The sequence below is a fragment of the uncultured Cyclobacterium sp. genome, assembly GCF_963976465.1.
In the GTDB taxonomy this organism is placed as follows: Bacteria; Bacteroidota; Bacteroidia; order Cytophagales; family Cyclobacteriaceae; genus Cyclobacterium.
This window is the reverse complement of the sequence record NZ_CAXBOC010000020.1, coordinates 1-22013: the sequence shown is the minus strand read 5'-3', so window position 1 is coordinate 22013 and position 22013 is coordinate 1. Positions and strand designations below refer to the sequence as shown.

General features: G+C 35.4%; 9 protein-coding genes and 1 pseudogene. 1 reads left to right on the top strand and 9 read right to left on the bottom strand.

The genetic code is table 11. The features are described from left to right. The 9 genes and pseudogenes from AAC037_RS02320 to AAC037_RS02280 form a co-directional block, all read right to left on the bottom strand. Positions 1-230 (bottom strand): annotated as a pseudogene (locus AAC037_RS02320) (CTP synthase); the annotation flags it as partial. 190 nt (positions 231-420) lie between these two features. Next, a complete protein-coding gene (locus tag AAC037_RS02315) occupies positions 421-1257 on the bottom strand; it encodes a fumarylacetoacetate hydrolase family protein (RefSeq protein ID WP_339901336.1) in 837 nt (278 codons plus the stop codon). Between the two features lie 196 nt (positions 1258-1453). After that, positions 1454-6553, bottom strand: coding sequence for a malectin domain-containing carbohydrate-binding protein (locus AAC037_RS02310; RefSeq protein WP_339901334.1), 5100 nt, complete (start codon positions 6551-6553; stop codon positions 1454-1456). Between the two features lie 798 nt (positions 6554-7351). Further along, on the bottom strand, positions 7352-10645 hold the full coding sequence (locus tag AAC037_RS02305; RefSeq protein WP_339901333.1) for a T9SS type A sorting domain-containing protein: 3294 nt from the start codon (positions 10643-10645) through the stop codon (positions 7352-7354). 456 nt (positions 10646-11101) lie between these two features. Next, positions 11102-15553 (bottom strand): T9SS type A sorting domain-containing protein, encoded by a 4452-nt coding sequence (locus AAC037_RS02300; RefSeq protein WP_339901332.1) that lies wholly within the window; start codon positions 15551-15553, stop codon positions 11102-11104. Between the two features lie 84 nt (positions 15554-15637). Then, positions 15638-17002 (bottom strand): gluconate:H+ symporter, encoded by a 1365-nt coding sequence (locus AAC037_RS02295; RefSeq protein ID WP_339901330.1) that lies wholly within the window; start codon positions 17000-17002, stop codon positions 15638-15640. A 68-nt stretch (positions 17003-17070) separates the two neighbouring features. Next, positions 17071-17712 carry a bifunctional 4-hydroxy-2-oxoglutarate aldolase/2-dehydro-3-deoxy-phosphogluconate aldolase gene (locus tag AAC037_RS02290; protein ID WP_339901329.1) on the bottom strand — a complete coding sequence of 214 codons (642 nt, stop codon included), beginning with the start codon at positions 17710-17712 and terminating at the stop codon, positions 17071-17073. Continuing rightward, a complete protein-coding gene (locus AAC037_RS02285) occupies positions 17681-18670 on the bottom strand; it encodes a 2-dehydro-3-deoxygalactonokinase (RefSeq protein ID WP_339901328.1) in 990 nt (329 codons plus the stop codon). Before AAC037_RS02285 ends, AAC037_RS02290 begins: the two co-directional genes overlap by 32 nt. Before the next feature lie 326 nt (positions 18671-18996). Next, positions 18997-20121, bottom strand: a complete 1125-nt coding sequence (locus AAC037_RS02280; protein WP_339901326.1) for a DUF748 domain-containing protein — start codon at positions 20119-20121, stop codon at positions 18997-18999. An 803-nt stretch (positions 20122-20924) separates the two neighbouring features. Here AAC037_RS02280 and AAC037_RS02275 point away from each other — a divergent pair. Next, positions 20925-22013 (top strand): TonB-dependent receptor plug domain-containing protein (locus AAC037_RS02275; protein WP_339901324.1); only part of this gene is annotated, 1089 nt, incomplete at its 3' end.

Sequence of the window (22013 nt, the reverse complement as noted above, 5' to 3'; positions counted from 1 at the left end):
TGCCCTAAATCCAGATCAGTTTCTGCGCCATCCTCAGTAACATAGCATTCGCCATGTTCATAGGGGTTCAAAGTTCCTGGATCAATGTTTAGGTAGGGATCAAATTTTTGGATGGTGACAGAAATTCCTCTTGATTGAAGAAGCTTGGCCAATGAGGCAGCTATAATTCCTTTTCCAAGTGAGGAAGTAACTCCTCCGGTAATAAATATATGTTTTGTAGACGCAGCCATAAGAATGGTTATATGAAATTTTGTTTATATTCTTATGGGATTCAAAATTAGGTAAAATAATTGACTTGAAGGCTTTGAATTGCTTTAAAATTTTGATTTCAAAAGTGATTTGTTAGTCACATAAGATTAACTAGCCCACTAGCAAAGCTTTAGCAAAAGGTACATCAATCAAACTTCATTTTCTTGATTTTTATTCTACAGGGTTTATTAAGGTACCTATTCCACTAATCTGAATTTTAACTACATCTTTAGAGGCTAGAGTGAAATCGTTTCCCGGTACAATTCCTGTTCCTGTCATTAAAAATGACCCTGAATGGAAATCGTATTCTGCATACAAGTAAGTAACCAACTCCTTGAGTTCCCTTTTGATTTGATCTATGGTGATGGTATCACTAAAAATCAAATTACTACCTCTGATAACTTCTAGTTTTATTTCTGTGTCTCTCGGTAGAGGTTGATCGGTGACCAGTATGCATGGACCTATAGCAGCACTTCCTTTGTAAACTTTAGCTTGAGGGAGATACAGTGGGTTCTCCCCCTCTATACTCCTAGAGCTCATGTCATTCCCTATGGTATAGCCTAAGATTTTTCCGGAAGAACTTATCAGTAAGGTTAATTCCGGTTCAGGTACATCCCAAGTAGAATCTTTTCTAATTCGCACCTTTTGCAAATGCCCCCTAACATTGGGACCTGTAGCTTTCATGAACAATTCCGGTCTGGCAGCATTGTAAACCTTTTCATAAAAGGTCCCTCCGCCACTGTCCTTAGATTCTTCTTGTCTTCCCAATTTACTTTTATAATAGGTCACACCACTAGCCCATACTTCCTGATTCTCAACAGGCGCCATTAATCCATTCTTGATCCAATGGTGCCCATCCTCGGAGATATTAGATGATTGGGTAATGTTTTGGACCTTATTATACAAGTTGTCGTCATTAATAAACGCATCCCAATTTTCATCGGGTAAAGTATAAAATTGATTGCTTTCTTCTATTACAATACCTTTCTTGGTTCTATAAACTTTCATAAGGAACAAACTTAAAATATGTAGTGTAAAAAAGCGAATTTAAATTGATTTATACCATGCCTTATTTATTTTTTATCTCTTACTGCTCAGTCCTGTAGATGCTATTTCAGGCCAGTGTGCATTTTTAATTTAAAATAAGCAAAAAAATGTCCCGTATTTTAACGAGACATTTTTTTGTAGATTGCTGAATAGATAATTAAGGATTAACGATAAGCCTTTGCTTACTGATGATTGACTTTTCGTTGCTAATACTTACAAGGTAAACACCTTGAGACAGATTATCCAGAGGAATATTAAACTGATTGTCGGAAGTTTTAATGCTAGCCAAATCAAAATGGCTAACCAATTGACCATTCATATTGTGGATCAACACTCTTCCCAATCCAATTTCAGCATTGAGTTCTAAAGTAGCTCTTCCTTTGGCTGGATTTGGAAAAATTTTAACTTCCTCCTGAGCAACAGTTTCAGTATAAACGTCCATTTCTTTATAGCCTCTTTCTTTCATTTCTTTATACCCTCTTGAAACAGTTCTTAGGTTTGCAGCGACTTCACCACCCTTGGCAGCGCTACCTACAATTGCAATTCCTGAGATACTTGCATTGTTTACAGATGCATTCAACGCTAATGTCAACTGACCATTGGTAACTTGAATGTTATCGAAAGACAACATGGTTGGAGCATTTTTATTTTCAACAAATAAATCAAAGTCATTTTTCAATACTTCACCTTGCAAAGCGATATCGTAAACTCTTTTTCCGGCTTTGGCAGTACGTCCTCCATATCCAAACCATACTTCATGATGCATGGTAAATACGGTATAAGTTCCATTGGGAACAGGAATGGTATATACCAAGCTTTTTCCACTTCTTTCTGTTTGAAATAGTCTTTCAACATCTGCTTTCGTGTTGTTATATCGACCGGTACCATCATTATAATATTGATCTGTTTTTGATTCTGCCAGATATGTGATGCCACCCAAAGTTGCATCCGAATCACTACCGGTATTTAAGAAAAACAGGTGATCAGAACCGGCAGTTTGGTTTGAATTGTTGCCCTCTTCTATAATAGAAATCCCTGAGATGGAAGCATTGTTAGCACTTGCACTTAAATCGAGGTTTAAAACTCCATCTTTTACTTCAATCCCTTTAAAGGTAAGAATGGTTTGGTTATTATTATTGTATTCATATATGTCAAAGTTATCAGCTACTAATTGATCTTCTAAAAAGATGTCATACACCCTTCTTCCTTCTCTAGCAGTAGCGCCTCCTTTTCCAAAATACAACTCATTGTGGTAAGTTTTAATAGTATAAGTTGCGTTCTCTACAGGGATTTCAAAAGTTAATTCTTTGGCATACCTCTCAGATTGGAAGATTTTTTCATTACTTGCCTTAGTATTGGTTGAAGTATTTCTACTTGAAGAACTGATGTATTTGGCACTGGAAACAAAACTATTTTCTTGATAAATAACTTCGTTTTGATTCGTTGTATTAAGATGCAAAACATATCCTACCTCGCCAAGAGAAAGTGATGTATCAGGAATAATAGCTATCGCAGAAATCAATGCATTATTGGACGAAGCCTTAAGATCCAGATTCAAATAACCATCAGAAATTTTAATTGATTTAAAAGTAAGCTCAGTTTCTTGATTATTGTATTCCAGATAAAGGTCCAGGTTATTTTTTACTACTTTACCTTCAATGCTAATGTCAAAAACACGTTGGCCGGCTTTTTCAGCCCTTCCATTTTCTCCAAAATACAATTCATTGTGATAAGTAACTACTGTATAGGTTCCATTTTCCACAGGAATTTTGAATAAAAGCTCGTTATCGAACCTTGCAGATTGAAATAATTTTTCCTCGCTACCTTCCTCATAAACGGAAACATTTGATCCTGATGACACTAAAAAATCTCGATTTAAATTAATAAATTCTTTTCCTTTGTAAGCGATATTACCACCATAACCTAAATGGTAATATTGTCCTTCCAGCACTTCAATAGGACTTTTCTCTATTGAGGTGCTTCCCTCTTCTATAGCCACATTTTTGCTGGCAGTAAATTCAATTTCTTCAGAAGTGTTAACATTTCCATTTTTATCTGTCACAGTAGCCCACACATAATTATCTCCTGAAGGAATTTCGTCAATAACAGCTTGAAAAGGTTTTTCAACACAGGTTCCAACCAATTTTAAACCACAATAGAACTCAACTTTTTCAATATTATCATCCAGGTTGGTAATTTCACTAAGCAAGGTAAGCTGGTCCCCTTCGGTTAGTTGAGAAGTATTTTCTATGGTAGATATGTTTATGCTAGGTTTTAAAATCTCTTTATTTTCTCGAATAATGGCAATTGCAGATATCGAGGCATTGTTCACAGAGGCTTTGAGGTCAAGGTTTAAATAACCGTCATTTACAATAATTTCATTAAAGGAAAGCGTAGTTTCTTGATTTCTATTTTCCAAATAAAGGTCAAAATTATCTTTTACTAATTCGCCTTCTAAAATTATATCATATACCCTTTGCCCGGCTCTTTGAGACCTTCCGTTTTGACCATAATACAACTCATTGTGATAAGTCACTACAGTGTATCTACCATTTGCTACAGGTATCTTAAACAATAGTTCATTGTCAAATCTTTCTGATTGGAACAAGGTCTCTTCACTGGCACTTGGTTCATTAGAAACATTGGAACCTGAAGATAAAAAGAATTCAGAATTTAGTTTCTCAAATACATTTCCGTTATAAGTTACAGGACCTTTATCCCCAAAATGGTAATACAAAGCTTCGGTCTCTTCTGTATTATTTTCTACCTTCTCAACATTATCAACCAGCACATTTTTGGAAACACGAATTAGCACTACAGAACAATAAGCAGGAATAGTAACTGTTCCGGAAAATTTTTCAAGTTTGGCATTAACATATTCACCTGACAAAGCAATAGTCTTGCTATTTTTGGTTGGGTTGAATTCAAAAACAATTTCTTCATTGGGATCGATAAATGATGCTTCAACTTCTACAAACTCTAAGTCGTCCATCCAGTACGTGAAATTATCTTCAGAAGCTGTGACCAAAAGGGATACTTCCTTAGCATCTACAAATGGAGACACCAATACCTCATAAGTATCCAGCTCTTTCTTAATCTCGAATGTGGTCACTCCTGATAATTTCTCCCAAGGAGTTCCTGTGTACCTTAAATAGGTTTGGATATTTGCTTTTTTACTGCCTAAAGCTTTAAACTTTAATAAGTAAGTCTTATCTTTCTTTAATTTGCCTAAATTCATTTTTAGAGCGCCATTTCCTGAATTGGTAACTTTAATGCTTCCACCATTCATTTTACTATTTGTATCCCATTTCTGAGAGCAATTGCTGCAAGAAATACCATTCGTATTCTTATCAAACGAAACGTTTGGATAAAGACTAGATCCAATTTTTTTATCAATGGTATATGTGGCCAAGTCTATGGAGTTACTAACAGAGTTTTTGTCCTTACCAAATTTCTCAGTCCATTGCTTCAGGTTGTCAATGGCTGCGATGGACTTTCCGTATTTTGAATATTCATTAAATATACTGAACTCATCTCCCAATGGTCTGAAAAAATAGTTGTGATCAAACTCAGCCATAATTTCTATATCATCTTTGTAAGTATTGATATTATAGGTATTCTGATTTGCAGTTTTAGCAAAAAGTTGGTTATTGTTTATTGTAACTTCTCTGGTATCCTCTCCAATGACATTATTACCTAATGTAATGGATGTATGTGAGTTAAAAAATGTATTGTTTTCAACATGTATATTATTAACATTTGACATTTTCAAGCCATTGTTCTCGGTATTGGCCACTGTATTCCCTATAATCTCAATATTATTAGAGTGGTCATCTAGAAAAATACCTTCTGCCAAAGGTCTATAGTTCACGCCTTTGTCGGGAATACCACCTCTACTACCAATACTGTTAACCACAATATTTCCTTCAATTTTCCTTCCTTTAAACCCTTGATATTTAACACCACCAAAAGTATAAATTCCTCCTCCATCACCTTTAATCTGGCAAAAGGTATCTATATAATTATTTTTAACTACCGAGTAGTTTCCACTAAATTGTATTCCATTAAACCCTGAATTGATTACCACGTTGTTTTGAACCAAAACTTTCTCCCCATAAGCAAAAATACCGATTCCTGCAGCATCCTGATTTTGTGTCCTTCCCGCAATTAATGCGGTCTTTCTAATTTCATTGTCCTTAATGATTGCATTGTCATTTCCATAGCGAAGATACATGCCATTGTTGTAAGTGTTATTGAAGTTATTTCTCTCAATTTTTAAATCAACCACACTTAAAGCAAGGATTCCATTTACACCCACAAAATTTATTTCAGAATCGAGGATTTTAATGTTTTTACCTCCTTCTAGCCTAATTGCATCAGCATTTACTCCTTTAAAATTAATATTCTCGACTGTTATATTTGTATCCCTATAATCTTTAATCAACAGGTTATCAAGTGTACTTACTTCTACCTTCATGGAAGAAGGATTCCGGTTTCCAAAGTATATATTTATTTTCTTGGTGGATGGATTAAAATACCATTCTCCAAAAGTATCAAGGGTTTTGATATGGTTTTGGATGAAAAAACCAAAGTCCTTCTCAACCGGATAGGCACTATTACTGGCATTAAATTTAACTTGCCCCCCACTGTGTGAAGTAATTTCATGTGTATCAATAATCCATTGATTCTTCTTTATAACAACCTCTCCACCATTCCAATTTGGTGAACCACCTAATTCGCTGCTGGAAAGCAAGTAATTTCCTTTTACGCTTTCTATTTTTAAATACCCTTCATTAGCTATATCACTATTTGGATACCTTCCCAACTCATAAATTTCCCCATTAATTAAAACCACTTCAATAGATTTAGTATCTATTGTTTTGGTGCTTTCATAAACTCCGTTCCCTAAGGATCTCCAACCACTTACAGTTTTCAGTGAAGTAATGACCGGTTTTGAACCGGAGCCGTAAGCTCCAATTCTAATGGGAGAAGTAGTAGACCCAGAAGATTTAATATGTAATGTACCATAAAAAACTTCTCCTCTATTAAATAAGACAGCATCACCTGGCTTTAAATAATTAAATATAGAATTAACTTTATCAATTGATTTCCATGGAGTGCTTGGGTTTTGCGCTTCTTTATAAGTCCTGTTGTCATTTCCTCTTTCTTGAGAAACATAATAATTTGCAGCATATCCCTGACTAAACGACATTGCTAACGAAAACAAAATAATGAGAGTAAGAAGTGAAGCTTTCATGGTAATTTATTTTAAAGTTTATATTTCTTCATGTTTCAGGATTCGCCTTGTTATTCAAAGCTCTGTTCATTTTATCCTACTTTTTTTGATTTATGAATTCTCAAAACGGTATTTCAATTAAAAGAATCTTGTTTTTTGATTTTCATATATATCAAAATGAAATTCTAAATATGAATCTCATTTCAATAATTAACGATATATTATACTTAAAAACAAATACTTATCGGATCACAAATCTTGTGAAAAACTGCAGCTGGTTGAACAATTTCAACAGGTAAATGAGATATTGTTTTTGGAAACCCAAATTTTGCAGGTAGTCTTAAAAAAGAGTGATAAAAAAAATTAAAATATTTTACAAGCAGTGTTATAAAACATATTACTCATAAATATTAGGATCTATAAATAGATGATAAAAAATATATAAATCAGTCATTTTCAAAACAAATAAAAATTTATATAACAAATTAGATACTTTTTTAATTATACAAAAAGCAATTCATTTTTAGGTTATGAATGAAGATGTATTATATACCCAAATAATTGTAGTAAAAAGAATTATAGCTAAAAAACTCGGTTGATTTGGACACCAGAACTACAACCCAAACTTGGGATTGAACCCTAAGGCTGATACAGCAACTAAAAACCAGAACCCATTTGGCAGGTAGAGGTTAGTGCTTATTTTTTAAAACTAAAAGGGAAATAGCTCATTAAATATCAATGAAAAATAAATAAGTAAGGATAAAAAAAAGCTCCGAACAAATGTCCGAAGCTTTCTGAAATGGTCCTTAATCTATCCTTTTAATGAATAAAAATCTTTTTGGAAATTATTTTATCTCCGTTATTGACATGAATCAGATACAAGCCCGATCCAAAAGGCTCAAAATTAAAGCCTGACGTATTACCCTTCTGGGAGCCATGAATCAGTTGCCCATTGCCTTTGTAAATCATTATCATTTCATTTTCACTGATATTGGAAGAGTAGATGATATGAACGTAGTTTTTGGATGGCTGGGGATAAACGATAAGCTCTTCGGTCAAAACCCTATTTTGAAAATCACTTTCAATAATGCCCCCCTCTTCCTGATTAAGAGACCCACTAATAACTCTCAAATTTTCTCCAATATCATAGCCAACACTAAAGTTAACCGTAAAGGATTGCCCCTTTTCATTATTACTATTATAAGGAGTCACTATTAAATTGTACAAACCTTCCTTGAAATATTTACCATTATAATCGACACCTTGTGCGTCACCAAAAATGGCATATGGGGCCTTTCTTTCTGTCCAAGAATAATTCTTTGCTCCCGATAACTGAAAGGCCATGGCAGCTAAGTGCTCCCCTTTTCCCTCAGCTCTAATATTTAACTTTACATCCTCATATAGGTTTAAGTCAATGTAACTTCCTTCCACCAATGGCATAACATCCTCCTCGGTATCAGCATTTACTAAAGTCAGCTTATCCACTCTACTGTTATGAATTACGCTAAAATTAATGGTATAAGGTTCCCCTCCTATTCCTCTTGTACTGCTGGATTGAAAGGGGTAAGCCCTTGCGGATATAGTATATTCTCCTTCAGGTAAATCTTTTCCTGAATAATCACCGCCAACATCCGTAAAAAGCGCCAATGGCTCAACTTTTTCAAATTGAGAAAATGTAACAGGCCCATCAATGAACATGCCTACACCTCCTTGGGTTTGGTTGTTTGGCACATTGGCTCTGATATTGAATTTTTTACCTTTATAAGTTGACAAATCAATCGTAGCCCCGTCTTTTATTGTTATAATATCCTTGTTATCTGTTGCATTGACAAGCGTGAAACTTTCTATACTACTTTCATAAAAGATTTCAAAGTTGATAGAAGCCTTTACTCCCTGATTACCTGTTTGGCCTCTAAATTCATATGGAGTGGCAGTTAACTTATAATCACCCGGAAAAAAATTATACCCAAGGTAGTTGCCTTTAATATCTCCAAAAAGAGCGAAAGGCTCTACATTTTCAGTAATATCATGAAATGTTTTAGGACAGGAACTACATTGCGTTAATGATTCCAACTCTAAATTAATACTACCGACATTTTCAGGATCTGGAATTGCAATAATAGACAATTTCTTATCCTTGATGGTACCGTAAGCAAGTTTATCATTATTCTTGATTTCTCTTATCGTGGTATTTGTACTTGCATCTATTAACAAGAACCTGTCAATTAATATACTTTCTAAAATAGCAACAACCGAAATGGTTGCTTCAGCATTTGTGTTTTCATCAATATAGGCCTTTACTTCTAAATCTCCTTCTTGCTTAGGCAATTGGCAAAATGTAATTTTACCGTCTTCATCTGATATGATTTTATTAAAAAAGGTTCCATTAACATCAAAGGAAACCTCAGCATTCCCAATTGGAATTCCAAACTGATCCAATACAGTCGCATTCAAACAAGTTTCTTCACCTACTATTCCATTCACAACATAATCGAGAAAAGTAATCGTTGCAGGCACGGGCTTATTGCTGTCCACCTCTATTGTATCTATAATGGAAGGACCCACACTTGCAATTACTCTATCAACACCTTTGTTACTTGCATCAAAGCAAAAATGTGCCATACCATTTTCATTTGTAATACTGAAACCATTTTGTTGATTTGGCCCTTGAACTTCAAAATCTACTTTAACACCGAAAAGCGGATTTTCCTTTCCATCAGTTAATAGGGCTTTTACGCAATAGGTAGATTCTTTTTGACCTTCTTCGTTAATTATAAGTTGTAGATTTTGAATTTCAGCAATTTCCCCCAAGCCCTGGCCTACCGGGTTACCATATGCATTAAAACTACTAAACCCATACATTAATGCTGCAAAAGGTAAGTCTGATGAAATATGATGACTTCCTTCTGTAACTTGAATTTGAGCTCCTGCATAACTGCTATTTGGTATATCAACAAAAATTGAGGATCCCATAAGACTTCCATCTATTCGTACTTTATTTTTTTGTGAAATAGGTACAACGATATTTATAAAATGATTTTCAAACTCGGTTTGGAGCGTGCTTACCTGATACTGATTTTGGTATTGTTCTACAGGAGGAACTAGCATTAAAAAAGGATCCGCAGATACGTTGTCTGTGGCCTGACCTTTTGAAAGTTGGGCCACCATTACTGAATAATTGGATTCAATTTGAGTATAAACATTACTTGGAATATTTAATATTTCAAAATCCCCTTTGTCAAGAGTAAACTCCTCAGAAAACCCATTGGTCCCTTCAACTTTTATATAGGTATCATCCATTGTGGCTAGAACTCTAAAAACATCTCCCTCCTCTCTGGATGCTAAGGGAACAGTAATGAATTTTTTACCCAAAGTAGTCACAGGAGGCATCTGTTCAATCATTTGATCACAACCATTTGTGAAAAGTGGTACATTACCGCAAGTATGCCCACTAAATACAGCAACAGGATTATTTGAAGTGATAGAAGTTCCGGTGAGATCTGAAAAATAAGCATCTGCTGTCAACTGATAAGATTCTCCTTTTTGCAAAAGTATTTGATATGGTATGCCGGATTGTCTGTTTTGAGTGGTTGTGGTTGGAAGAATCGTTATTTCCGTATTGTCCATAGTCGCTACTACTCCAAAAACAGGGGAAGCCGTGCTGTTTGGTGCATAGGAATTATTTGCCATCACTATGTATTCGTTTCCCAACACATCAATAGGGAGCGCTAAAAAGGAATCTGTTGAAGAGGACTTTTGATTGAGCCCATAAACCGACACCTCTTCTTCTGCTACAATTTCAATCCCATTTTTTTCAACCCCATCTTCCTCTGAAGCTATGAAGGTATCGGGAATCAAAACAGAAGTAGTTTTATTAGGTAGAACTTCAAAATTTATAATGCTGCTATCCGGTAATTTTACATAACCAGAGGTTTCTATTGTACCGGTAATAAATAGTTCTAATTTGACATCAACATTGTCATTGTTTCGATTGAACATCAACCAAAATTCTTTGCCCTTATTGTCCGGAATATCATCCTGGGCCTTAGATTTATTAAAAGGAAAAGCAATAAGTGTAAAAATTAAGCATAAAACAAAGCAGACATTTTTCATAAAAGGCAATTTTTTGAATATTTAATGCACAAATTAACTTGTATAAATTAAATATCACAACAAATCTTCCTGTAAGCTTCAGTTATTTTTAAATATACCTGATTGGTCATACACCTTACAATAATTAAGACAGGTTGAAAAAATATTTCTTTCAATTAAAAAAACACACCAGCTTCCTTTCAAATAAACAGTCCAATCTAACGGTATTGCTAGATTAATTATTTTGGCTGATAATACAATTAAAACATCCTTCAAGAATAAACTTGTGGCTAATACATATAATATTATTCTATCAACGTGTCGGTAACAATTTCTTCTAAAAAGTAAAGGCGAATAACGAAATCCTCAAAAAATCCTTTGTGATGAGGTTCTTAAATAAGTTCAATTTCACCAATAAGAAAAAAAGCTCCGAACTAATGTCCGGAGCTTTAATTGAAATATTAAATAAATAACAAGCTAATAAATAAATACTTTCTTGGAAATTATCTTGTCACCATTGGATACATGGATAAGGTACAAACCGGAACCAAAGCTTCCGAAATTGAAGCTAGGGGTATTGCCTAGTTGGGCTCCATGAATCAACTGCCCGTTGCCTTTGTAGATCATAACCCTTGCATCTTCTCTCATAGAAGATGGATATAGGAAATTCACTACATTTTGAGAAGGTTGAGGATAGACTTTTAGGTCTTCCACTAAACTTCCATTATCGGCTACACCATTTGAGGAACTGGCCTCTAATTGATCTAGGGATGCATTAGCAATCCTTAAATTTTCTCCATTATCAAAGCCGGCCATAAAATTAACGGTCAAACTTTCCCCCATAGTATTGTCAGCATTATAAGGAGTAACCATCAATTTATAATTACCTTCATTGAGGTACTTGCCTGCATAATCATTGGCAGGTAAATCTCCAAAAATGGCGTATGGTGCTTTTCTCTCTGTCCAGTTGTAATTCTTAGCGCCGGACAATTGGAAAGTCATGGCTGCGATATGATCTCCTTTGCCATCTGCTCTAATATTCAGCTTGACATCTTTGTACAGATTCAAATCAATAAAGCTACCTTCCATAAGCTCCATAATATCTTCATCGGTATCTGCATTTACCAGCGTAAATTTATCAATTTTACTATCATGAATCACCTCAAAATTCACTGTAACTGTCTTTCCACCGATACCTCTATTTGCACTAGACTTAAATGGGAACGAGGTCGAAGATAGTTTATAGAATCCTTCCGGTAAATCTTTACCAATATAATCACCGTTATTATCTCCGAATAAGGCCATAGGCATCTCTTTCTCAAATCTTGAGAAGTTTACAGGCCCTTCAATCATCATGTCTAGTCCACCTTCTTGTTCCCATGGCACATTGGCTCTAATGTTGAATTTGACATCTTTATATTTTGAGAGATCAATTACATCTCCATCCTTAATTTCACGGATATCTGTATCATCAGTTGCATTGACCAAGGTAAAGCTGTCAATCGTTCCTTCAAATTCTATTTCAAAGTTAACCATTGCCATTAGACCTTTATCACCAGCCAAATGTTTCATTTCATAAGGAACAGCACTAAACATATAAGAACCCGGTAAAACCTCTTTACCTGTGTAATCTCCATTTATGTCACCAAATAAAGCATAAGGGATTACATTTTCAGTATTTACCCTAGTATCCCAAGCACAAGTAGAACATAAGGTCAAGGATTTCATCTCTAATTCAACACTACCTACCTTTTCAGGATCTGTGATTACCATAAAGTTTACCATTTTACCTTTTACTGTAGCGTATGGAATTTTATCTCCATCCATTACTTCTCTGATTACAGTGTTCGTTTCAGCATCAACAAGCCAGAAACTCTCAATTGCCAATCCCTCATTTTCAGCTACAACCATAACAGTTGCCTCCGCTTCATCTCCACCTTCATAAATGGCAGTAACCATTATATCACCTAGCTCATCTGGCATTAGACATAACTCTACCCTACCATTTTCATCTGTGATACCTTTTCCATAGTAAACACCATTCACATCAAAAGAAACTTCCACACCTGCTAGAGGCATTCCGAATTGATCCAGGATAGTGGCTGCCAAACATATCTCTTCACCCAGTACTCCTTCCACTTCGTTTTCTTCAAATGAAATAATGGTCGGGATTGGGGCATTATCAGTGACATTTATCATGGCGGTAACAGTGTTCTCGACTGTATAATAGAAGTCGAATTCAAACTCCCCTTCCATATCCGGATTGAAGCAATAATTCAATACTCCATCCTCATTTGTCATCATAGACCCTGCAGGTTCTCCATTTTTAGTAATGAATACTTCTATGGCTCCCATAGGATCATCGAACTGATCCAAGACCTCTACTTCTAAACAGGTCTCCTCATTAAGGGCAACCTCTGCCTCTGATGGATTAACCGAAATGGTGGTAGCAACCAATACCACCTGAATGACCTTAACCGTACCTGTAGCAGGTGTTCCTCCTGCATAATTTACAGCAAAACTTAAATCACCTAAATCTTCAGTAACAATACAATAGGCTACAATTCCATTTTCATCACTCATCAAGGTGGCAACAACTTCTCCATTGATTTCAATTGTTACTTCTGTATTTGGAAGTGGGTCACCGTTTTGATCCAAAACTAGGGATTCCACACAGGCTTCCTCACCAAGATTAACCTCAACAGATATATTGGTTATTGAAATGGCACTGGCCACAAGGTCTCCACCCCCACTTCCATTTCCACCACCTGAATTGATTACTTTAATATTGGTTGAAGCCGGACTACCTCCTCCGATATAGTTGACAGTGAAAATCAGCAGTTCACCATCTTCGGCTTCAGCAGTTTTACAGAATTCAGCAACACCATTTTCATCCGTCATCTCCGAACCGGCAGCCTCTCCATTGATTTCCAATTGGACCTCTACCCCTTCCATTAATTCACCAAACTGATCTTTAACAGTGGCCGTCACACATACCTGTTGTCCTAGATTAACTTCGTTAGATCCGCCCTCTATACTTATAATGGTGGGAACAGGATCTGGAACAGCAACCATAACGGTAGTTTCGGTTTTATCTCCACCATCATAATAACTAGTAAATAAGAGGTCTCCACCTTCTTCCGGTGTGAAGCAATATTCAACCATTCCGTTCTCATCAGAATCACCGCTATAGATTATATTGCCCATGTATTCGATAAACAGCTCTTCACCCTCCAAAGGATTACCAAATTGATCCAAAATCTGACTGCTGAGGCATATTTCTTCTCCCAAAGTTACTGATTCAGGCAAAGCGGTAAGCAGCACTTGATCAGGTCTAGGAATAGATGTGGTAACCGTAGCTTCTGCAGTAGTACTTCCAACCGAAGCCATAATATTATCGGTTCCCTCATTGAGAGCATCAAAGCAGAAATTAGCGATACCCTGCTCATCCGTCACTCCAAAGCCTATTTTCTCATTGACACCTTCCACTTCAAAGTCTACCCTAACACCAAAAATAGGGACACCTTCATCATCTGTTACTGTAGAATTGAAGCAATAGGTAGTTCCTTGCTGAATTTCTTGCTCCAAATCCAAATTAATATTTCGCACTTGCTCCACGCTAGCCAGTGCCTGACCACCGGGGTATCCATAGGAATCATAGCTACCAAAGCCATACATAAAAGCCCCAAAAGCCAAATTCCCAGACATATTATGGGTTCCCTCTTCCACTTTTACCTGTGATCCGGCAAAGGTAGATCCGGGTATATCTGTAAAAATATCCGGGCTCAATAAACTTCCATCCAAGGTAATATTACCCTTTTGGGAAATAGGTACTACCAGATTTATATAATGATTGCTAAAACCGGTAGCGGGTGTACTTACCGTATAATTATTTTGAAATTGCTCAAAAGGTGGTATCAACATCATAAATGGATCAGAGATGACTCCGTCTGAACTTTGGCCTTTCGAAAACTGAGCGACTAAAATGGCTTGGTCTGACTCAATTTTAGCATATACATTACTTGGTATATTTAATTCCTTAAACTCATTGGCATTTAGAGTGAAGCTATCATTGAATCCTTCGGAACCAATCACGGAAACATTCGTCCCATCTTTTGTGGCTACTATCCTAAAAATATCACCTTGACTTCTTGTTGCTAAAGGGGCTGTGACAAAATTTTGTCCCAAAGAAGTTACTGGAGGAATTTGCTCAACCATATGATCACAAGCCGTAATATTCTGAGGTACATTTCCACATGTATGACCACTAAATACTGCAATTGGATTATTTGAAGTTACGATACTTCCAGTAAGATCACCACCAGAAACTGCGGCCACTAATTGGTATGTTTCTCCTTTTTGTAAAGTAATATCAAAAGGAACTCCTGCGGTTCTCGAGGTGGTATTCGAGGCAGGTACTATGGTTATAGTAGTATTATCTTCTGTAGCCACAACTCCTAAAACCGAAGCTATAGAAACACTTGCCCTCAAGGTTGTATAAGACATTATCAAATACTCTTGTCCTAAAATATCTGTGGGAAGAGCTAAAAAAGCATCAGTTGAATAAGTCCTTTGGTTAAGTCCATAAATTGTAACTTCACTTTCGGCAGATATATATATTCCATTATTTTGTTTTCCATCAGCTACAGAGCCAATAAAATTATTAGGAATATCAACAGTGGTAATAATACCTGGAGTTACAGAAAAATCTAATTCTGTTTGATCAGGTAGTATCACTTTACCTGTTGTTGGTATTTCACCTGATATAAAAAGATCTAGATTAATTCCAATATTATCATTATTCCGGTTAAACATTAACCAAAATTCCTTTCCCTTATTATCGGGAATCCCATTCTGAGAATATACTAAGCCCATTGGCAGTATAAATAGCAGAAAAATAAAGCTTAAAACACTGTAGGATTGTTTCATAACATACATATTTATGGGTTATATATACATAAATATATATTTAAAATTTAATATAACAAACTCAACCTACTAGTTTTTAGTTAATTACATAAAAATAATGGAAATAGTAAGAACAATTAAAAATCCTGTTAGGGATATTATTGTTTCTAATGTAGTCCAGGTCTGTAAGGTTTCTTTTTCACTTATATTTAAATATTTCTTAACCAACCAAAACCCAGAATCATTAACATGAGATAATATACACGCTCCTGCTGCTATAGCAATCCCAATTAAAGCTTTATGGGGATCAGACATGTCCATATCAATTATTATTGGAGAGATCATACCTGCAGCGGTCACCATGGCCACAGTAGCCGACCCTTGAATGATCCGAATAATGACCGCAATCAGATAAGCCATAACAATGGGAGCTACATTATAGGCTATAAATACTTCTGCAAGTGCTTCTCCTGCACCACTTTGCACCAAAATCTCTTTGAACATCCCACCAGCACCTGTGATCACAATAATAAGTCCTGCCGGAGCAAGGGCCCTGTCCGAAAATTCAAGCAATTGCTTGGCCTTGTAACCTTTTCTATACCCTAAAAAATATAGGGCCACAAGCGTTGCTATGGTCAAGGCAATAAATGGATGTCCTAAAAATTGGGCTATTTCTAGCAAATAATTATCTCCCTTAATATAACCCGTCTCTACTAATAAATTGGAGGTGGTAGCAATTAAAATTAATATCAATGGCAGAATAATTATAAATGCTATTAAATAAAAGTCACTTTTAGAAGCATTACTTGTCGCTTCATCCTTAAACTCTATATGTGATGGAACAGGTACAAATATTTTCTTAGAAATATACTCACCAAAAATAGGCCCTGCCAATATCGCACAAGGCAACCCCACAATCACCCCAAAAATTATCATCCAACCTAAAGGAGCATTTAATATTTCCGCAACAGCCACCGGCCCGGGAGTAGGTGGTATAAAGGCATGTGTAACAGCCATTCCTGCTAATAGAGGAATGGCATAATGTAATAATGAATTCCCTGATTTATTGGCTAAGGCATAAACCAATGGAATTAAGATAATAAAGCCTACATCCAAAAATACCGGTATAGATACAATAAAACCCGTTAGCATTAATGCCCAAGAAGTTCTCTTTTCCCCAAACCCTTTAATTAAAAAATGAGCCATGGTTTGTGCACCCCCGGAGACCTCTAACAATTTACCTAAAATAGCTCCAAGGCCAACAACAATGGTTATAAAACCTAAAATATCACCCATGCCTTTTTGAAGACTACCTATAAGTTCCATAAATGGCATACCTGATGCCAAGCCTACAAAACAACTGGCCAATAATAAAGAAATAAAGGCATGCACCTTTAATTTCATCACTAATACCAACAACAACAATATAGACAAAGAGGTAATAATAAATAGATAGAGCGTTTGATCCATGGGTTTATTAAATAAAATATAATGGGGGAAATATAAAATAGCCGAAATAGTAGAATTAATTCGGCATATTAATCAGTATCCTGATAGGCTTTTAAAAATTGACTTAGGTGTTTTTTAAGACCTTCCCAATCTTTGTTCTGTAAGAAAGATTTTGGCACCACTGCACTGCCAACACCTACACCAGATGCACCTGCTTTAAAATAGGCCGAAATATTGTCCTTACTGACACCACCGGTAGGCAACAATTTAATAGTATCCAAAGGTCCTAATAAGTCCTTGATATAACTCGGCCCTAATGCGGAAGAAGGAAAGACCTTGACCATATTGGCTCCTAATTTCCATGCTTTATAAACTTCTGTGGGGGTGAAAGCTCCCGGGAATACCGGAACCTGATTGGCCACGCAATATTGAATTACCTCTTGATCTAATATTGGAGTAACGATAAACTGAGCCCCTGCACCTAAAGCAGCATGCAAGTCATTGATATCACAAACGGTTCCAGCCCCTATATTTAGTTCATCGCCGTATTCATTGACCAAGCGAGTGATATCCTCTGTGGCATTTTTCGAGTTCAATGTGATTTCCATAGTGGAAAGGCCTGAAACTTTAAAACATTCAGCGACCTGAAGCAAATCATCGCTATCTAAATTTCTGAAAATGGCTACGATGGGAGCTTTATCAAAAGCTTCCCAGGAAAATGTTTTTTTCATTGTTAATATTTTGATTCAATATTTGAATTTGACCATGAATTACTGATTTGCGAACCCACTCTCGAGGTAAAACTTCAGCTTTGATTCCCAATGTTTCCATTCCAATCGCATAATTTGAATGCAATCTACCCTCGGAACAGAGATAAATACTGGAATCCTTTTCTTCCACCAAATTACTCAGTTCATTTCCAATCAACAAACCGCTTAAATAATGAAAGTTTTCTTCTTTGGTATAGCGGCCAAATAATTCGTTTGTTCTCGTCTTAAAAAACACAGATAATAAAGCATTTGAAGCACCCTCTTTAACGCCAACTTTAAATACCTCTTCGTAACTTTCATTGGAGTCGGTTTTTACACTTTTTGATAAAATACTTTGATAAGCCATTAACTGAAATACTTCCCCAGTCATATAGGTTTTGAAATCGCTTACCTTATAGTCTTCTACCCTAATATGCTTTGAATGAGTCCCCGGAAAAATAAAAATACCTTCGCCTGAGAAATTTTCCAACTGCCTCACCACACCTATCAGTTGAGTCTCCTCCCCTCTCATAACATTGTCCGAACTCCTTAGCCCGGACACCAACAGCAAGGAATGGTCAAAATCATTAGAAATAGGAAAGTAATCCAACCCTACCGAATTACCTTTAACATCAATTGGCAAATCTGCATAAGGCAGTTCTTTAAACCCTATACTTGAAGAGGCCATACCCGAGCAAACGATCAACATACCTTCTAAATTGACATGAAGATTTTCACCCATTTGCTTAATCTCCTTTTTTAATTGGTCGAAATAAAATTTAACTCTATCGACCTCTTTACCAGCTTCTAAGAACTTATGATAGGTAGCTTGTATGCCCATTTCATTTAAATGCTCACCTTCTATACTTCCATCATTTAGATTGACAATCCGTAACCTAAAAGAACTTGTTCCCCAGTCACAACTCAAAAACCTCATCATATTTTATCAAAATTTATCTTAACTCAGATTCATCAATACACCTTCAATCTTCTACCCTATCAAGGTATTAACAATAAAAATTATGTCGATTGACGTTTAAAATTAGGTAAAAATATTATTTATTACTTGAAAAGTATAATCATTAATAGACCTTACCCAAAAAACTCTTAATCCTGATATAATTAAAATATTGCCTATGCCTAATTGTTAATAAATGCATGGACCTGTTTATAAAACTAAATTGTATCTGATAAGCAATACAATTAGCAATGGAGGAAACAGTTAAAAAATGGTTTCTCTGACAGCAATGAAAAATTATACAATTCTTAATTTCCACTATCCCCCTTAAATATACCTTCAAAAAAGCCTGTACTACTTTCCTTTTCCTCAATATTATTTAAATTAATAGACTGCTCAATTGATGGCATTAAAGCTTGAACAAAAGCATTTCTCAATATTATCATTATGGCCTGACCGGTATGAATGTCGGGATTCTCGAAGGTATTTTCTATGGTGATTTTCGAACCCAATTGATCTTCTTTCTGGTTTTCAAATAGTTCTGCAGCTCCCGCAACGAGGGTCTCCCACAAAACTTGAAGCATATTCCCCTCTTCTTTGTTCCATTGTACCACATTCAAATCTTTTATTAATGGCTTTACATAGCCTTTAAAGTTACCATCCTTAGCAGCAAACTCTGTGAAAACATTGAACTCTCCTTTTTTCACATCAAAATTTCCATAAGCTCTCAAAAAATCATTCAATCCGACCATATCCACTTTTTCAATTTCAGCATTCATATCAAAAGTAGGCTGATCTGCTAAGGCATTTAATTTCACATCTAAATTGAATACACCACCATATGTACTGCCATTTGCATTCAGGGAAGAGGGTAGAGAATCTCCTTCCACCGGATTATTGGTTAAATGAGTTGCAAGAATATTTAAATCTGAAATAAATACATCCACTTCCGGTTTAGATAAGTTGTCTATATAGTGAACTTCTGCTTGTTTGATCTCAAACCGGTTGATATCCAAAGGCATCAATTCCCTGATTAAACCTCTCAAGTCGGAAGTATCTTGCTTTACTTCGGGGTCAACACTTGGGGTATGCACAAAATTTAACTTGGGTTGATTCACCAAAAGCTCACCTACTATTTTCCCTTCAAACAAAGCCTTCCAATGAATTGATAAATCAATATTTGGACATGAAAAAAAGGGTACGGTGTCTACAGCTGCTGTTTGACCAGTGTCTCTTTTTAAGATTTCAATTCCATCAATGACATAAGCACCTCTGATTAAAGCAATATCTATGTCCTCCACTTTACCGGTATATTCGTCCATATCCTTCAGCTCTTTATTGACGAAATGAAGCACAATGCTTGGTAGAAACAATCTTAATATGAGTAATAAACTAATAATTATCCCTATACTGATTATCGTTTTTTTTCGCATTTGAGTTATTATTTTGAATATATAAATATTACCACTTGGGGAACTTCGTGAAAATAAAGTTTTTTATTTACTAAAAATTTAATTGAATATAACCTAAGTCATTCAAAATTTACTTCACGCCAACGTCTAAATCCAAATCTCTTTAAACCCAAACTTCCCCCAACTCTGAACATTAATTGGCTTCCTTACCACTTTCAACGTTAAGCCCTAAAAGGATTTGGATTTATATTCCCTTAATGAACTTTTAAGGTTTTTCCAAATATCATGCCGAAAGTTACATGTATCATATTTGGATTATCCCACAACCGTTTAGATTAAATTTTGAAAAAATATGTACAAAATTTCCACTTATCTTTATTTGTCATTATAATAAAAAAATAACATATTATTAAATTATATCAATACCAATTAAATTTTTACTATTGTTATAATTATAAAATAATTGTTTTATTAAAAAATCAATAAAATAATTGGTTCTCAAAAACTAAAAAATTCAGCTTTTCAATATTATCAAAATCATTACACCTTTTTTATTTTAAATTATTTTTTTATAATTACCTTTTAATATAGTATTAATTTCCCAACTAATAATTGTACTTAAACACTAAATTCAATTTTAACCATATACCAAATAACTCATTTTGTGAACGTTACCATCATATAATATAGAAATATATTGGTGAAAAATATTCCAATGATTATAAAAAATAAGTAATTAAAAATATCCGATACCATTTATCACATAACAAACTGATATTCATGTAAATATTATAACATCAAATTTAACTATAAACCCAAATGCTATGAAAAAAAGTATACCTCTACGGTGCATAGGACGTAGAAATTTATTCACAGGCCTCCTACTGGCCTCATTAACCGGTAGCACGATGTCTCTTAATCCGGCATTGGCAAAGCCAGATTTTAGTTCATCTACCACAATTAGTAAGGAACATAAATCATTGTACAAATTCCTTTTAGCCGATATAACCATAAAGGGAGTTGTAACAGATCCTGACGGCGAACCATTGCCTGGAGTAACAGTATCTATACCAGGAACTTCTGTAGGCACTGTTACGGACATTGATGGGAGCTATTCAATGTCTGTACCCGAAAATGCCACTTTGGTTTTCTCATTTATAGGATTTGAAAAACAAACCATCGCAATCGGAAGTCGTACCATACTGAATGTTACATTAAAGGAAAACATATCAGCACTTGACGAAGTAGTGGTAATTGGTTATGGTACACAGGAAAGAAAAGATATTTCTACTGCTATCTCCTCAGCATCCGCAGAAGATCTTAAAGACCGACCTTCATCCAATTTTGTACAATCCTTGCAAGGAAAAATGCCGGGAGTGAGAATATCCAACAATAATTCGGCACCGGGAGGGGGATCCAACATTGTGATCAGAGGAGTAAGTTCAATTAATGCGAGCAACAGTCCTCTGATTGTAATTGACGGCTTTCCAATTAAAGATGGCTACAATAAATCTGAAAACCCATTAAATTCAATTAATCCTGCAGATATCGAATCCATAGAGGTATTAAAAGATGCTTCATCAAGTGCCATCTATGGTACTCAGGCTGCCAATGGTGTCATCTTGGTTACTACTAAAAAAGGTAAATCCGGTAAGCCCAGCATTTCCATCAATGCAACATCAGGTATTCAATCCATGCTAAATAAAGTGGAAGTATTGAATCGGGATCAATTTTTACAAATGATGGATGAATCAAGGGCAGCTGCCTATGTAATCGAAGATCCTAATTTCGGTACCAATGACCCCGAGGCTCCGCTTTGGCAATGGACAGATTCTGATGAAACAAGGATCAGTAATTGGACCAATTACTCTCAGTATTCAGCAGGAATGCAGGACCCATATCAAATGTTTTAC

Coding starts and splice junctions, on each gene's coding strand:
- AAC037_RS02305 (WP_339901333.1), bottom strand. CDS start 10,645: ATGAAAAATGTCTGCTTTGTTTTATGCTTAATTTTTACACTTATTGCT.
- AAC037_RS02285 (WP_339901328.1), bottom strand. CDS start 18,670: ATGATGAGGTTTTTGAGTTGTGACTGGGGAACAAGTTCTTTTAGGTTA.
- AAC037_RS02300 (WP_339901332.1), bottom strand. CDS start 15,553: ATGAAACAATCCTACAGTGTTTTAAGCTTTATTTTTCTGCTATTTATA.
- AAC037_RS02295 (WP_339901330.1), bottom strand. CDS start 17,002: ATGGATCAAACGCTCTATCTATTTATTATTACCTCTTTGTCTATATTG.
- AAC037_RS02315 (WP_339901336.1), bottom strand. CDS start 1,257: ATGAAAGTTTATAGAACCAAGAAAGGTATTGTAATAGAAGAAAGCAAT.
- AAC037_RS02290 (WP_339901329.1), bottom strand. CDS start 17,712: ATGAAAAAAACATTTTCCTGGGAAGCTTTTGATAAAGCTCCCATCGTA.
- AAC037_RS02280 (WP_339901326.1), bottom strand. CDS start 20,121: ATGCGAAAAAAAACGATAATCAGTATAGGGATAATTATTAGTTTATTA.
- AAC037_RS02310 (WP_339901334.1), bottom strand. CDS start 6,553: ATGAAAGCTTCACTTCTTACTCTCATTATTTTGTTTTCGTTAGCAATG.